This is a genomic window from Pseudooceanicola sp. DL12 (genome assembly GCF_056270665.1).
Window position 1 is genome coordinate 838,772 of the sequence record NZ_CM149884.1, and the last position, 14,729, is coordinate 853,500.

The window sequence follows — 14,729 nt, forward strand, 5'->3', positions numbered from 1 at the left end:
CCCATGGACCACAAGTACGAATTCAGCGAAGACGGTGCCATCGCAGCCGAGCGCATCGTCTATGTCCGGCCCGTCGACGCGGCCGAGCTGCCCGAGGAAGTGCGCGAGCAGATCCCCGGCGTGAAGCAGATCTTTGCCGTGCACGATGCCAACGGCGAGCGCCTGGCGCTGGTCAAGGACCGCGACATGGCCTTTATCCTGGCCCGGCAGAACGACCTGGCGCCGGTGACGGTGCACTGACCAGGGCAGTTTGCGAAAGCCCGGGAATGAAGCGGGATCGAAGCGGCCGGGAAATGACATCCGGGGCGTCACGGCGGAAGCCGTGGCGCCCCTTGCCGTCTGCGGGGTGGCAGTTGAGCGTGGACAATCCCCGCCGCGCCTTTTACCCCGGTGAGACCAAATTGCAGGACCCACCCGATGACCGAAACCACGCCGGCCATTGCCATCGCGCCCTACGGCACCCGCCTGAAGGGCCGTTACGACCAGATCCCCTGCGACGGGATGATCTGGCCGCTGGGCCAGCCCGAGCGGCTGAAGGGCGCCACCCTGGGCGACATGGGGCGCGAGGATCACCTGATCCTCTATCCCCGCAACGAATGGCACCTGCGGCTGTTTCACCGGCTGAAGGCGAAGGTCTCGATCATGGTGCAGGAGCCGCGGGTGATCCACGCGCGGCACCGACGCTGGCTTAAACTGACCCATCGCAAGTTCTTTCGCGTCTTCAGCCATGATCGCGAACTGGTCGATGCGCTGCCCAACGGGGTCTTCGTGCCCTTCGGCACCACCTGGGTGCCCGACTGGGAGAGCCGCGACCTGACCAAGGCGAAGATGTGCAGCCTGATCGCCTCGGCCAAGAGAAGCCAGGTGGGCCACAGGCTGCGCCACGACATCGCCGACTGGAGCGCGGCGGAAGGCATCGAGCTGGACGTGATGGGCGGCGGCTATGCCCCCTTCGACGAGAAGGCCGACGGGCTGGCGCCCTATCGCTATTCCGTGGTGATCGAGAACTCGCGCGAGGCGGATTACTTCAGCGAGAAGCTGCTGGATGCGCTCTTCTGCCTGGCGGTGCCGATCTACTGGGGCTGCCCGAACATCGGCGATTACATCGACACCAGCGGGCTGATCATCTGCGAGAGCGAGGCCGAGATCCAGGCCGCCCTGCGCGCCATGTCGGAAGAGGATTACGCCGCGAGGGTTCCGGCGCTGGAGCGGGCGCGCGCGCAGATGCGCCCCTATGCGAACCTGGAGCTGCGCACGGCCGAGGCAATGGCAGCCTCGCTCTAGGTCGGTCTAGGCTTCCTGCCAGATCCCGTAGCGCTCCTGCAGGTAGCGGACGCAGCCGATATTGGCCTGCAGCCGGTCGAGCCCCTCGATCACCGCGTTCACCAGCGCGCTGTCGCCGGCGCCGGGCTGTTCCACCGGCACCGGGGTGGCGAAACTGGACCGGATGCCGATGCCGCGGGTCTCCAGCATGCCGGAGAGCCAGATGTCGTCGACGCTCCAGAGCTTGTCCGGCACCTCGAAGACCCGTTCATCGAAGAACTCCGGGCGCACGAGGACGCCGCCGCAGCCCTCGAGAATGTCGAGAAACCCCTCGCGGCCGCCGACGCGGGGGCGTGAGGGTTTCACGGTCTTGCGGGCGCCGAGCGCCTCGCGGGTCTGTTGGCGCAGCCGGGCGAGGCGATAGGAGAGGTCCTTGGCGGGGCGTGGCTGTTCGGCGCGGGGCTGATGCGGATGCGCGAGGGTGAGGCCAAGATCCTGCAGGTGAAATCCGCTGGCAGCCACGGCGCAGCCCGGATTGGCGTGCCCGGTGGCGAGCAGGCTTTCGGCCCAGTCGGGGGCATGGATGCGGTCATCGTCGCAGAAGATGATCTCAACGTCCTCGCGACCGCGGTAATCGGCCAGCGCCGGCAGCACCTTGGTGGCGGGGCCGTAGTCGATGGGGCCGACGTGGAGCTCTACGCCCTCGGGCAGGTCGGGCCGGGTGAAGGCATGTTCGGGGAAGCGGCGGTAGCTCTCGGGGATATTGACGCGGATCACGTCGATCTGCGCGCGCTGCGCCAGCAGGGAGCGCAGGGTGGCGCCCAGCATGTCGAAGCGCGGCGGAATGGTGGACAGCGAAACGACGAGCATCCGGATCTCCCTCCTTGGGCTGTTCGCTGAGGTAGGCGCTGAGTGGCGGAATGTCAAAGCGCGGCGAAACGGAGGCGGGTGGCGATATGCCCTGTCGGCGATGCCTCCGGCGGGGATATTTCCGACAGGAAAGTGAGGCGGCGGTATATCGACAAGAGAAAAGGGCCCGCTTTTGGGCGGGCCCTTTGGTGTCCTGGTGTGAACGGTAGCTCAGTTGCCGTTGATCAGGCCCATTGCTTCGAGCTTGAGCAGCACCTGATGGGCGCAGTTGTCCACGTCGGTGCCCTCGGTCTCCAGGCGCAGCTCGGGGTTCTCGGGCACGTCGTAGGGATCGGAGATGCCGGTGAACTCCTTGATCTTGCCTTCCCGCGCCAGCTTGTAGAGCCCCTTGCGGTCGCGGCGTTCGCATTCCTCGATCGTCGTGGCCACGTGCACCTCGACGAAGGCGCCGAACTGTTCGATGCCTTCGCGCACGATGCGGCGGGTGGCGGCATAGGGTGCGATCGGGGCACAGATGGCGATACCGCCGTTCTTGGTGATCTCGGAGGCGACGTAGCCGATCCGCTGGATGTTCAGGTCACGGTGCTCCTTGGAGAAGCCCAGCTCGGAGCTGAGGTTCTTGCGCACGATGTCGCCGTCGAGCAGCGTCACGGGGCGGCCGCCCTGTTCCATCAGCTTGACCATCAGCGCGTTGGCGATGGTCGACTTGCCCGAGCCGGAGAAGCCGGTGAAGAACACGGTGAAGCCCTGCTTGGCCCGCGGCGGCTTGGTCTTGCGCAGCTCGGCGACCACCTCGGGGAAGGAGAACCACTCGGGGATCTCCAGGCCTTCCGCCAGGCGGCGGCGCAGCTCGGTGCCCGAGATGTTCAGGATGGTGACCTTGTCCTTGTCGGCGATCTCGTCGTTGGGCTCGTACTGGGCGCGCTCCTCGACGTAGACCATGTGTTTGAAGGGCACCATCTTGATGCCCATCTCTTCCTCGTGCTCCTGGAAGAGCTCCTGGGCGTCATAGGGGCCATAGAAGTCCTCGCCGGCGGAGTTCTTGCCGGGGCCGGCGTGGTCGCGGCCGACGATGAAGTGGGTCACGCCGAAGTTCTTGCGGATCAGGCCGTGCCAGACAGCCTCGCGCGGGCCGGCCATGCGCATGGCGAGCGGCAGGAGCGACATCGCGGTGGTCGAGGCCGGGTACTTGTCGAGCACCGCCTCGTAGCAGCGCACGCGGGTGAAGTGATCGACGTCACCGGGCTTGGTCATGCCGACGACCGGATGGATCAGCAGGTTGGCCTCGGCTTCGCGCGCGGCGCGGAAGGTCAGTTCCTGGTGGGCGCGGTGCAGCGGGTTGCGGGTCTGGAAGGCCACGACCTTGCGCCAGCCCATCTTGCGGAAGTGGGCACGCAGCTCGTTCGGGGTGTCGCGGCGGGCCTTGAAGTCGTAGTGCACGGGCTGCTGGATGCCGGTGACGGGGCCACCGAGATAGACCTTGCCCGCGACATTGTGCAGGTAGTGCACGGCCGGGTGGGCCAGGTCATCGGCGCCGAAGACCTTCTCGGCTTCCTTCGACTTGTTCGGAACCCAGTTGTCGGTGACGGTCATGGTGGCGAGGATGACGCCTTCCTGGTCGCGCAGCGCGATGTCCTGACCGGCTTCGAGCTTCGAGGCGAAAGCCTCGGAGACGTCGAGGGTGATCGGCATCGGCCAGAGCGAGCCGTCGGCCATGCGCATGGTCTCGACCACGCCGTCGTAATCGGCTTCGGTCAGGAAGCCCTTCAGCGGCGCGAAGCCACCGTTCATCAGCAGTTCCAGATCGCAGATCTGCCGCGGGGTCAGATCCCAGCTGACGAGGTCCGCCGCCTCGACCTTGAGTTTTTGTGCTGAATCGTAAGAAACGAATAGTTCGGGCACAGGGGCAAAAATTGGCGTGTTCATCGATTAATCCCTGAATTCGGAATGGCGTGACGCAGGAAATATGCGCTGAAATTCCTAGACCCGTCGGCCGGGCAAGGGCAAGCCGGCGCTGAACATTCGACGGGGCTGGACGCAGGAAAGTGCCACAAAGGGTCCGGTGAGGGCAGAACGTGGTTGTGCCGAGCGGGAAAGGAGCGGGAAAACTGCCGGCGCGACGAGGCCCTTGGCGTGCACCTGTCCTTTTCGGCCCGCCGGGCGCCCCGCCGCGTCGGAGAGAGGCATCGGGGCAGCGTGGCGGAATGGACGGGGCGGGCACGAAAACTCCGGCAGGAGGGAGCCCCTGCCGGAGTCATGACATGGTTTGGGGCAGTCGAAGCCGCCCAGGGCCAGGTCAGCCGATCTCGGCAACTTCGCCGGGCTGGACCTCGGCGATGCCTTCGGCGGCCAGGAAATGCTCGGCATCCAGTGCCGCCATGCAGCCCATGCCTGCCGAGGTCACAGCCTGACGGTACTTGTGATCGGTCAGGTCGCCGGCGGCAAAGACGCCGGGCACGGAGGTGGCGGTGGAGCCGGGCTGGACCTTGACGTAGCCGCCGTTGTGCAGCTCGAGCTGATCCTTGACCAGTTCCGAGGCGGGCGCATGGCCGATCGCCACGAAGACGCCCTTGGCGTCGAGTTCGGTTACGGCGCCGGAGCGGACGTCACGGACCTTGATGCCGCTCACGCCCTTGGGGTTGTCCTCGCCCACGACCTCGACCAGCTCGTGGAACCAGAGCGGCTCGATCTTGGGGTTCTTGTTCATGCGGTCGATCAGGATCTTCTCGGCGCGCAACTCGTCGCGACGGTGGATCAGCGTGACCTTGGAGGCGAAGTTGGTGAGGAAGAGCGCCTCTTCCACGGCGGTGTTGCCGCCACCGATCACCACGATTTCCTGGCCGCGGTAGAAGAAGCCGTCGCAGGTGGCGCAGGCGGAAACGCCGAAGCCCTTGAAGGCCTCCTCTGATTCGAGACCGAGCCACTTGGCGCGGGCGCCGGTGGCCAGGATCACCGCGTCGGCGACATATTCGGTGCCGCTGTCACCCTTGGCGACGAAGGGGCGCTTCGACAGGTCGAGGTCGGTGATGATGTCGGAGACGATCTCGGTGCCCATGGCGCGGGCGTGGGACTCCATGTTGACCATGAGGTCGGGGCCCTGGATCTCGGTCTGGCCGGGCCAGTTCTCGACCTCGGTGGTGGTGGTCAGCTGACCACCGGGTTCGATGCCCTGTACGAGGATCGGTTCGAGCATGGCGCGGCTGGCGTAGACGCCGGCGGTATAGCCCGCGGGGCCGGAACCGATGATCAGGACCTTGGTTTTGCGCTGTTCGGCCATCTTGGACCCTTTCATGTCTGGTTGCAGCCTACTTAAGGATGTGTCCCTGTCGGTGCAAGCGGCGGCGGCAGGGATGGTGCCGGGGAGGGCCTGCGGAATAATGTGGCCGTGAGCATGGGGCATGACAGGTGAAATCTTGCGCAGTTGTGAAACATTATTGCGCAGGCGAAGGGTGCTGTTATAAGAAACGCAATCTCGGAGAATACAGGCATGCCAGGCACCAGACTCGACCCCATCGACCGGAAGATCCTAGCGGAGCTTCAGGCCGACGGCAGAATGACCAACGTGGAACTTGCAAAACGCGTGGGAATCTCTGCGCCGCCCTGCCTGAGGCGGGTGCGCACGCTGGAGGAGGCGGGCTATATCCGGGGCTATCACGCCAGCGTCGACGAGCGCGAACTGGGCTTCGAGGTGCAGGTCTTTGCCATGGTCGGGCTGCAGAGCCAGGCCGAGGCCGACCTGGTGGCCTTCGAGAACCGCTGCCGCAGCTGGCCGCTCGTGCGGGAGTGCCACATGCTGAACGGCGAGGTGGATTTCATCCTGAAATGCGTGGCGCCGGACCTGAGCACCTTCCAGAGCTTCCTGACCGGAGAGCTGACCTCGGCCGAGAACGTGGCGAGCGTGAAGACCTCGCTGGTGATCCGCTGTGCCAAGGACGAGCCGGGCGTGCCCTTCGACGTGCTGGAGGACCGGCTGGCGCGCGACGCCTGAGCCGGTCGGTCCGCAAGGCAGAGCCTGCACGCAGCGCCCCTACAGGCGAATGGCGGAGATGAGCCGGCCGTAGTCGGCCTGTCCGTCGTGGCAGGTCCGGCGGTAGGAGAAGAAGCGCTCGGGATCGGAATAGGTGCAATGGCCGATCCATTCCGCCTGTTTCACCCCGGCGGAGCGCAGCCGGTGCAGCCCGTAGCCCGGCAGGTCGAAATGGAAGCGGTCGTCGTTGCCATTGGCGAAGAAGCGGCTGTTCTCGGGATCCTCTGCGAGGAAATCATCCAGGAACTCGGGGCCGACCTCGTAGGCCCGCTGGCTGATCGTCGGGCCGATGACGGCGGTGATGTTGCCGCGGCTGGCGCCGGTTTCGACCATGACGTCGATCGTGGCTTCGAGCACGCCATCGATGGCGCCACGCCAGCCCGCGTGGGCGGCGGCGATCACGCCGGCATCCGGATCGGCGAGCAGTACCGGCTGACAATCCGCGGTAAGCACGGAAAGCACCACGCCGGGGGTGGCCGTCACGATGCCGTCGGCCTCGGGCGGGGTCTCGAAGGGCGCGTCGAGCGCCACGGCGCGGGCGGAATGCACCTGGCGGACGGAGGCGAGGGCGGCGGGCGTCGCACCCATGGCCTCGGCCACGCGGGCCCGGTTGATCGACACGATCTCGGCCTGATCCGAGGAGCCGGTGCCGCAGTTGAGCCCGGCAAAGATGCCGGAGGAGGCTCCGCCCTTGCGGGTGAAGAAACCATGCGTCAGCGGACGGAGAGACGGGGACGTGAGGATTTCGAGTGTCATGCGCTCTTTCGCGGAGGGCTTTCCAGGCCGGGAGGGGGGCTTTGGTCGGTTGGATAGATGGCCAGAATCTTGAAGAGCGTCCCCATTTCCGCGGGGTGGGTCAAGCGGCGATGTGCGGCGACATGGGCATCGAGCGCGTCGCCCTGCAGCGATTGCGCCAGGGCCTGGGCCCGTGCGGTGATGCCGAGACGCTCCAGGAAGACGCCCTGGGTGGTCAGCAGGCTGTGCGCGGCGGGATGCGCGGCCTTCGCGAGGGTTTCGAAGTCGACATGGGCGGTCAGGTCGGCCTGACCGGGGGCTTCGAAGGGGTCGGCGAATTCGTGCTGGCGCAGGGCCTGGAAGGTATCGCCCTGCGAGCGCCAGTCGCCGTAGTCGACGATAAGGGCGACGCCGCCATGGGCCGCCACCTGGGCGCCGATCCGGGCGGCAAAGGCCGCCGCGGCGGCGGAGACCTCGATCAGGTCGCCGGGGGCGGTATCGGCGAGGCGGTCGTCGAGCGCGGGGATCGGCACGGCCCCGGCAAGGCCAGGCACCAGCCGGCCGTCCTGCGCGGCGACGCGCCGCTCCTGCCAGAGGTCGCCCTCGGCGCGGACGAACTGCCGGATCGGCAGCGCATCGAAGAATTCGTTGGCCACCAGGAAGAGCGGCAGCGGCGGCAGGGCCTCGAGGCTGTCGATCCATTCCGGGGCATGACCGGCAAGCGTGGTACGCTGGACCTCACGCAGGGTGGGCGAGGCCTCGAGCAGCATCACGCGCGCGGCGGCGTGAAAACCGGGCACGGCGCGGGTGGCCCGCAGGATATCGGCCATGAGGGTGCCACGGCCGGGCCCGAGCTCGGCCAGGACGAAGGCCGGGGGGCGGCCCTGATCGAGCCAGGTCTGGGCCAGCGCGAGGCCCAGCATCTCGCCGAACATCTGGCTGATCTCGGGGGCGGTGGTGAAATCTCCGGCGGCGCCCAGCGGATCGCGCGTGGTGTAATAGCCGAACTGCGGATGCAGCAGGCAGTCGGCCATGTAGTCGCTGATCCGCATCGGCCCGTCATGGGCGATCCGGGTGAGCAGGTATTCCGTCAGGTCGGTCATGCGGGTGCGGTGGAGTTGCGGCGGAAGGACCAGAGGATGAAGAAGAGGCCGACGAGGATCATCGGCAGCGAGAGCGTCTGTCCCATTGTCAGGCCGAGGGTCTGGGTGAACTGGATGACATGGCCGTGCGGATTGGTCGAGGTGATGAACTGTGCATCGGCAAGGCGGAAGAACTCCACCACGAACCGCGCAATGCCGTAGCCCATGATGAAGGTGCCCATCAGCCGCCCGGGGTGCTTCAGCACGCGGGTGTTGAAGGCGATGAAGATCAGCAGCAACCCGAGGATCAGCCCTTCGAGGCCGGCCTCGTAGAGCTGGGAGGGGTGGCGGGCGCAGGGCGCCAGATCGGTGGCACAGCTCTGCGCCGCGTAGCCGGGGAAGATCACACCCCAGGGCATGTCGGTCGGCCGGCCCCAGAGCTCTCCGTTGATGAAATTGGCGATGCGGCCGAGCAGCAGGCCCGGCGGCGTGGCCAAGGCCAGCATGTCGCCGACAGAGAGATAGATGAGGGCATGTTTGCGGCAGAAGATCAGCGCGGCGATGACCACGCCGAGGAAGCCGCCGTGGAAAGACATGCCGCCATTCCAGATCTCGAAGATCTCGAGCGGATGCTGCAGGTAGTAGGACGGTTCGTAGAAGAGCACGAAGCCGAGCCGCCCGCCGATGATCACCCCGAGAATCAGCCAGGTGAGGAAGGCGTCGAGCTGTTCGCGGTTCATGGCCGGGCGATTGCCGGGCCAGAGCCCGTCGCGGCGGATCGCGGCGCGGGCCAGCAGGAAGCCGAGCAGGATGCCCACCAGATAGGCGAGGGCATACCAGCGCAGGGAAAAGGTGACGCTGCCGAGGTGGAGCGTGAAGATCTCTGGCGAGACGGGGGGAAAGGGGATCGCGGCCTTCATCGGGGGTATCTGCCTGCGCCCGAGATCCAAAGTCAAGCGGCGGTGCAGGGTTGAGCCTGCGCGCTGCCCGGCCCATATAGGGGGCAAGTGAAACACTTATGTGTGAGAGACCCAGATGCAGACCCGCTCCAAGTTCTTCGACGACATGTCCCAGCTGATGACGAACGCCATGGGCGTGGCGCAGGGCGCAAAGGACGAAGCCGAAACCGCCTTCAACAGCATGATTGACCGCTGGCTGGCCGACCGTGATTTCGTGACCCGCGAGGAATTCGACGCGGTGCGCGCCATGGCCGTGAAGGCGCGCGAGGAGAACGAGGCCCTGAAGGCCCGTCTCGACGCGCTGGAAGCCGCCGCCAAGTAATGAGCGTTGCCCTTCGGGGCCTTCGTAAATGAGAAAGGCGCCTGCCGCGAAGCAGGCGCCTTTCTTGTTTGTGGTTCTGCAGGCGGAATCAGCTGCCGCAGGTGTTGTCCTTGCTCTCCAGCGTGACGGTGCCGGTGCCGCCCTGCGGGAACTTCGACATGATCGCAGCCAGCAGCGGCTGGGCGACGGGGCTGAAGGAGGGGCATTCGCCCTTGGATACGCCGGTGCCCTGGAAGACCTGCTTGCCGGTGGTGGTATCGGTCACGCTGACGGTGGCGCGGCGGGTATAGATCGTGTCGGTCACCAGGCGGTCGTTGAAGCCCACGGTGCCATAGATCGGCTTTTGGATGGTCTTGCCCTCGGTCGGATTGCCGACGGGGACGGTCTCGTAGCCGACAACACCCTGGATCGGCACGGATTCGGTGCGGGTCTGTTGCTTGCCGCCATCGACGGAATACCCGAGCGAGGCAGAGAGGCGAGCGCGTGAGGCGGGAACGGTGGCATAGCCCTTTTCGGCAAAGAGGCCGGCCAGGATCGTGGCGTTGTTCTGCCAGGCAAGGGAATTGCCGTCCATCCCGGGGGCGGGCTTGATGGCGACGGTGGCCGGCTGAACGCCGTTGGGAATGGTCGAGAAGCTCTCGACCTCGGTGCTGACATAGGTACAGGCCGACAGCATCGCCGTGGCGGCAACAATCACAAGATTACGCAGCAGTTTCATTTGATCCGTCCTTCGCGAGATCGTTCTTGATTGTGAAGACGTTACCCAAGCGTCACGTTCCTGTGAACGTCTCCGGGACAGGAAGTTCGAAGCTGTTGCGCGCCTGCGCCGCCAGGGCGCGGAAGGCACAGCCCTCGGCGTGGTCATTCACCAGGCCCATGGCCTGCATGAAGGCGAAGACGGTGGTGGGGCCGACGAATTTCCAGCCGCGTTTCTTCAGCTCCTTCGAGAGCGCCTTTGATGCGTCGGAGACGGACACGCTTTGTGGCGCGTCGGGCGTGGCGGGTTCATAGCGCCAGAAGAAGGCCGCGAGGGCCCCCTCGGCCTCGACCATCTCGCAGGCGCGGGCGGCGTTGTTGATCACCGCCTCGATCTTGCCGCGGTGGCGGACGATGCCGGCATCGGCCAGCAGCCGGGTGACGTCGGCCTCGCCATAGGTGGCGACCTGTCGGAAGTCGAAACTGTCGAACGCGGCGCGGAAGTTCTCGCGCTTGTTCAGGATGGTGCGCCAGCTGAGGCCGGACTGGAAGCTCTCCAGGCAGAGCTTCTCGAATAGCCGCCTGTCATCGGCCACCGGATAGCCCCATTCGTCGTCGTGATAGGGCAGGAATTCCGGCGCGCCACCGCACCAGCCGCAGCGGGGCAGGCCATCGGGGCCAGTGAAAAGGGACATGGCAAACCTCGCGCGTCGGGGACGGATGCAGTCTGCCTGATTGCCCGGATTGCGCAAGGGGTAAAACATGAACACCCGCCGGTGGGCGGGTGTTCGGGTGTGTGTCGCTGCGAATGCTCAGAGGCTCTCGAGCAGCACCGGCTTGAGGTTTTCCGCGGTCAGCGTCACCGGGTTGCCGCCGCAGGAGGGATCCTGCAGCGCCATTTCGACGATCTCGTCCTCGCGGCCGGCGGTGACGCCGAGTGCCGAGAGCTTGCGCGGGATGCCGAGGCGGTCGTTGAAGCGCTGGACGAAGTCGCAGAAGCCATCAAAGCCGTCCTCGATCCCGAGGTAGGGCGCGGCGCGGTCGAAGCGGGCGCGGATCGCATCCGCGTTGAGCTTCAGCACGGCGGGCATGAAGACCGCGTTGGTGGTGCCATGGTGGGTGTTGTAGACGGCGCCGATCGGGTGCGACAGCGCGTGGATGGCGCCAAGGCCCTTCTGGAAGGCGGTGGCGCCCATCATGGCGGCCGACATCATCTGGGCCCGGGCGGTGATGTCCGAACCATCCTCGTAGGCGCGGGGCAGGAAGTCGATCACCAGGCGCATGCCTTCCAGCGCGATGCCCTGGGACATCGGGTGGTAGTGCGGAGAGGAGAAGGCCTCGACGCAATGGGCAAAGGCATCGAGCCCGGTGCCGGCGGTGATGAACTGCGGCATGCCCACGGTCAGTTCCGGATCGCAGATGACGACGGTGGGCAGGACCTTGGGGTGGAAGATGATCTTCTTCACGTGGGTTTCGGAGTTGGTGATGACGCTGGCGCGGCCGACCTCGGAGCCGGTGCCGGCGGTGGTGGGGACGGCCACGATGGGCGCGATGCCGGCGGGGTCGGCGCGGGTCCACCAGTCGCCGATATCCTCGAAATCCCAGAGCGGGCGGGTCTGGCCGGCCATGAAGGCCACCATCTTGGCCAGGTCGAGACCAGAGCCGCCGCCAAAGGCGATCACGCCGTCATGGCCGCCCTCGCGGTAGACCTTCAGGCCCTCGTCGAGGTTCTTTTCGGTGGGGTTCGCGTCGACGCCCGAGAAGATACCCCGGCCGAGGCCGCCGGCGACCATCAGGTCGAGGGTCTTCCGGGTGATTTCCATCTCGGCCAGGCCGCGGTCGGTGACCAGCAGCGGCTTGCGGATGTTGGCCGCGGCGCAGGCCTCGGCGATCTCGGCGATGCGACCGGCGCCGAAGCGGATCGCGGTGGGGTAGGACCAGTTTCCGGTGAGGCTCATGGGTATTCCCTCAGGCTTTGCGATAGTGATGCGATTTCGGCCGGGTCAGGGCGTGGAAGCCCAGGACCGAGAGACCAGCGCCATGGCCGGTACTCTTGCAGCCGGTCCAGCAGAGCGCCGGGTCGAGGTAATCGCAGCGGTTCATGAAGACGGTGCCGGTTTGCAGCCGGGGCGCGATAATGTCCATGGCGGCGGCATCCTTGGTAAACACGGCCGCGGTCAGGCCGTACTTGCAATCGTTCATCAGGGCGATGGCTTCCTCGTCGCCCGAGACGGGCATGATGCCGACAACCGGGCCGAAGCTCTCCTCGCGCATCACCTCCATGTCGTGGGTGACGCCGGTGAGAACCTGCGGCGTCAGGTAGGCGCCGCCGTCGTCGGCGCGGTCGGTGGGGATATGTGCGGTGGCGCCGGCGGCCACGGCGGCGTCGATCTGGGCGCGGACGGTATGGGCAAAGCGCACGTTGGCCATCGGGCCGAGGGTGCTGTCCGCCTCCAGCGGATTGCCGAGCTTCTGTGCCCTGACCCAGGCCACGGCCTTTTCGACGAAGGCGTCGTAGAGGCTCTCGTGCACGTAGATCCGTTCGATCCCGCAGCAGCACTGACCGGCGTTGAAGATCGCACCGTCCATCAGGCCGTCGACGGCGGCATCGAGATCGGCATCGGCGCGGACATAGCCCGGATCCTTGCCGCCCAGCTCGGTGGCGACGGGGGTGAAGGTGCCGGCGGCATCGCGCTCGACCTGCTGGCCGCCGGCGACGGAGCCGGTGAAGTTGATGAAATCGAAGAGGTTATCCGAGACCAGCGCCGAGCTGACGTCATGTGTGATGACGATGTTCTGGAACACATCCGCAGGCACGCCGGCGGCATGGAAGGCCTCGGCCAGGTGTTCACCCACCTTAAGCGTCTGCAGCGCGTGTTTCAGCACCACGGTGTTGCCGGCGATCAGGGCCGGGGCGATGGTGTTGATCGCTGTCATGTAGGGATAGTTCCAGGGCGCGATCACGTAGACGACGCCATGGGGTTCGCGGGTGATCTTGCGGGTGAAGGCGTCGCTCTCCTCGATCACCAGCGGGGCGAGGGCGCTCTCGGCGATGTCGGCCATGTAGCTGGCGCGTTCGTTGAAGCCGCCGAATTCGCCGCCGTAGCGCACCGGGCGGCCCATCTGGTGGGCCAGTTCGGTCGCCATGCGATCGGTCTGTTCGCCGATGATCGCGACGGCCCTGCGGACAAGCGCGATGCGGTCGGCCATGGGGCGGGCAGCCCATTCGGGCTGCGCCGCGCGGGCGGCCTCTACGGCCGCGCGGGCGGCCGACTCGTCCAGGTAGGGGCGCTCGAGGTAGATCGATCCGTCGATCGGCGAGATGAGTTTTGCTGTCTGCGGCATGGTCAGGCTCTTTCGAATCCGCGTTGCAGTTCCCAGTCGGTGACGACTGCGTCAAAGGCTTCCTGCTCCCAGTCGGCGGCGCGGGTGTAATGGTCGATCACCGCGTCGCCGAAGGTGTCCCGCAGGAAGGTGGAATTGGTCATGGTCTCGCGCGCGGCGCGCAGGGTGGCGGGAACTTCCAGCCCCTCGCTCTTGTCATAGACATCACCCGTGACCGGGGCCTTGAGCGTCAGCCCTTCCTCGATGCCGCGGATCCCGGCGGCAAGCTGGACCGCCATGCCGAGGTAGGGGTTCATGTCGGAGCCGCCAATACGGCATTCCATGCGCACCGACTTCGATCCGGCGCCGCAGAGGCGGAAGCCCGCGGTGCGGTTGTCGACCGACCAGACGGCCTTGGTGGGGGCGAAGGTGCCGGCCTGGAACCGCTTGTAGCTGTTGATGTTGGGCGCGAGGAAATATGTATATTCCGGCGAGTACTTGATCAGGCCGGCGCAGTAGCTCTTCATCATCGCGGACATGCCGTACTGATCGGCCGGGTCGAAGAAGGCATTGCCGTCGTCGTTCCACATCGACTGATGCACGTGGGTCGAGTTGCCGACCCGGTCGCGGTGCCATTTCGGCAGGAAGCTGGCGGCATGGCCCTTCATCAGCGCCACGTCCTTGACCACCTGCTTGGCGATCGTGTGGTAGTCGGCGCAGTCGAGCGCCCGGGCGTACATGATGTTCAGCTCTTCCTGACCCACCTCGGCCTCGCCCTTGGTGTTCTCTACCGGGATGCCCGCGGCGTAGAGCGCGTTGCGCACCGGGCGCAGCACCACCTCGTCGCGCAGGCTGAGCTGGATCGAGTAATCCTCGTTGTAGGGCGAAAGCGTCGCGAGATCGGTGAAGCCGGAGGCGCGGATCTGGTCATAGCTCTTCTCGAAGAGATTGAACTCCAGTTCCGTCGCCATCATCGGTGTCAGCCCCATCTCGGCCAGGCGCGCGATCTGTGCCTTTAGCATGGCGCGGGGCGAATGGGGGACCGGTTCGTGGTGGTGGTGATCAAGGATGTCGCAGAGCACCATGGCGGTGCCCTCGAGCCAGGGGGCAGGGCGCAGCGTGTCGAGGTCGGGCTTCATCACGTAGTCGCCGTAGCCGCCGGCCCAGGAGGTCGCGGCATAGCCCTCGACCGTGTACATCTCGAGGTCGGTGGCCAGCAGGTAGTTACAGCAGTGGCTCTCTTCCCAGGCGTTGTTCACGAAGTGGGCAGCATGGAAACGCTTGCCCATCAGGCGGCCCTGCATGTCCACGATGCAGGCCAGGACGGTATCCACCTCTCCCGAATCCACGTGCGCCTTCAGTTTCTCGAATGTCAGTGCTGCCATGTCGTCCTTCCTCCTGACCTGCGAGGGGGCGGCCCGACAGGCCGCCCCGCTCCATAGCTGTACTTT

15 protein-coding genes are annotated in these 14,729 nt (G+C 66.1%); 4 read left to right on the forward strand and 11 right to left on the reverse strand.

Features of this window, described 5'->3' with window-relative positions; all coding sequences use genetic code 11:
• The first annotated feature begins 3 nt into the window (after positions 1-3).
• Together AC0WR5_RS03915 and AC0WR5_RS03920 are read left to right on the forward strand one after the other, a co-directional pair.
• Positions 4-240, forward strand: coding sequence for a DUF1150 family protein (locus tag AC0WR5_RS03915; protein WP_475867091.1), 237 nt, complete (start codon positions 4-6; stop codon positions 238-240).
• Positions 241-417: 177 nt separating this feature from the next.
• Positions 418-1,284, forward strand: coding sequence for a hypothetical protein (locus AC0WR5_RS03920; RefSeq protein WP_475867093.1), 867 nt, complete (start codon positions 418-420; stop codon positions 1,282-1,284).
• 6 nt (positions 1,285-1,290) lie between these two features.
• Here the strand turns inward: AC0WR5_RS03920 and AC0WR5_RS03925 are convergent, their stop codons facing one another.
• The 3 genes from AC0WR5_RS03925 to trxB form a co-directional block, all read right to left on the reverse strand.
• A complete protein-coding gene (locus AC0WR5_RS03925; RefSeq protein ID WP_475867095.1) occupies positions 1,291-2,133 on the reverse strand; it encodes a glycosyltransferase family A protein in 843 nt (280 codons plus the stop codon).
• A gap of 210 nt (positions 2,134-2,343) precedes the next feature.
• A complete protein-coding gene (locus tag AC0WR5_RS03930) occupies positions 2,344-4,059 on the reverse strand; it encodes a bifunctional sulfate adenylyltransferase/adenylylsulfate kinase (RefSeq protein ID WP_475867096.1) in 1,716 nt (571 codons plus the stop codon).
• A 370-nt stretch (positions 4,060-4,429) separates the two neighbouring features.
• The gene (trxB, locus tag AC0WR5_RS03935; protein ID WP_475867098.1) at positions 4,430-5,410 is read right to left on the reverse strand and encodes a thioredoxin-disulfide reductase; all 981 of its coding nucleotides are present in this window, start codon (positions 5,408-5,410) and stop codon (positions 4,430-4,432) included.
• Between the two features lie 210 nt (positions 5,411-5,620).
• Here trxB and AC0WR5_RS03940 point away from each other — a divergent pair, with 210 nt between their 5' ends.
• Entirely contained in the window at positions 5,621-6,121 is a 501-nt protein-coding gene (locus AC0WR5_RS03940) for an Lrp/AsnC family transcriptional regulator (RefSeq protein WP_475867099.1), read from the forward strand.
• 39 nt (positions 6,122-6,160) lie between these two features.
• Here the strand turns inward: AC0WR5_RS03940 and pgeF are convergent, their stop codons facing one another.
• Genes pgeF through lgt form a run of 3 tightly spaced genes read right to left on the reverse strand, consistent with a single transcriptional unit; the run spans position 6,161 to position 8,897 of the window.
• Positions 6,161-6,916, reverse strand: coding sequence for a peptidoglycan editing factor PgeF (gene pgeF / locus AC0WR5_RS03945; protein ID WP_475867101.1), 756 nt, complete (start codon positions 6,914-6,916; stop codon positions 6,161-6,163).
• Entirely contained in the window at positions 6,913-7,998 is a 1,086-nt protein-coding gene (locus AC0WR5_RS03950; protein WP_475867103.1) for a class I SAM-dependent methyltransferase, read from the reverse strand. Before AC0WR5_RS03950 ends, pgeF begins: the two co-directional genes overlap by 4 nt.
• Positions 7,995-8,897, reverse strand: coding sequence for a prolipoprotein diacylglyceryl transferase (lgt, locus tag AC0WR5_RS03955; protein ID WP_475867105.1), 903 nt, complete (start codon positions 8,895-8,897; stop codon positions 7,995-7,997). The genes AC0WR5_RS03950 and lgt overlap by 4 nt, the downstream gene beginning before the upstream one ends.
• A gap of 115 nt (positions 8,898-9,012) precedes the next feature.
• On the opposite strand from lgt, the gene AC0WR5_RS03960 reads away from it, so the two are divergent.
• Positions 9,013-9,258: an accessory factor UbiK family protein gene (locus tag AC0WR5_RS03960; RefSeq protein ID WP_475867106.1), complete on the forward strand. Its 246-nt coding sequence runs from the start codon at positions 9,013-9,015 to the stop codon at positions 9,256-9,258.
• Positions 9,259-9,346: 88 nt separating this feature from the next.
• Here AC0WR5_RS03960 and AC0WR5_RS03965 read toward each other — a convergent pair whose 3' ends face one another.
• The 5 genes from AC0WR5_RS03965 to AC0WR5_RS03985 form a co-directional block, all read right to left on the reverse strand.
• The gene (locus AC0WR5_RS03965; protein WP_475867108.1) at positions 9,347-9,976 is read right to left on the reverse strand and encodes a DUF4136 domain-containing protein; all 630 of its coding nucleotides are present in this window, start codon (positions 9,974-9,976) and stop codon (positions 9,347-9,349) included.
• A gap of 52 nt (positions 9,977-10,028) precedes the next feature.
• Positions 10,029-10,649 carry a DNA-3-methyladenine glycosylase I gene (locus AC0WR5_RS03970; RefSeq protein WP_475867110.1) on the reverse strand — a complete coding sequence of 207 codons (621 nt, stop codon included), beginning with the start codon at positions 10,647-10,649 and terminating at the stop codon, positions 10,029-10,031.
• Between the two features lie 117 nt (positions 10,650-10,766).
• Complete coding sequence (locus AC0WR5_RS03975) at positions 10,767-11,912, reverse strand: iron-containing alcohol dehydrogenase (protein WP_475867111.1); 1,146 nt, start codon at positions 11,910-11,912, stop codon at positions 10,767-10,769.
• 10 nt (positions 11,913-11,922) lie between these two features.
• The gene (locus AC0WR5_RS03980) at positions 11,923-13,299 is read right to left on the reverse strand and encodes an aldehyde dehydrogenase family protein (RefSeq protein WP_475867113.1); all 1,377 of its coding nucleotides are present in this window, start codon (positions 13,297-13,299) and stop codon (positions 11,923-11,925) included.
• Positions 13,300-13,301: 2 nt separating this feature from the next.
• Positions 13,302-14,663, reverse strand: a complete 1,362-nt coding sequence (locus AC0WR5_RS03985; RefSeq protein ID WP_475867115.1) for a glutamine synthetase family protein — start codon at positions 14,661-14,663, stop codon at positions 13,302-13,304.
• Positions 14,664-14,729: the final 66 nt, after the last annotated feature.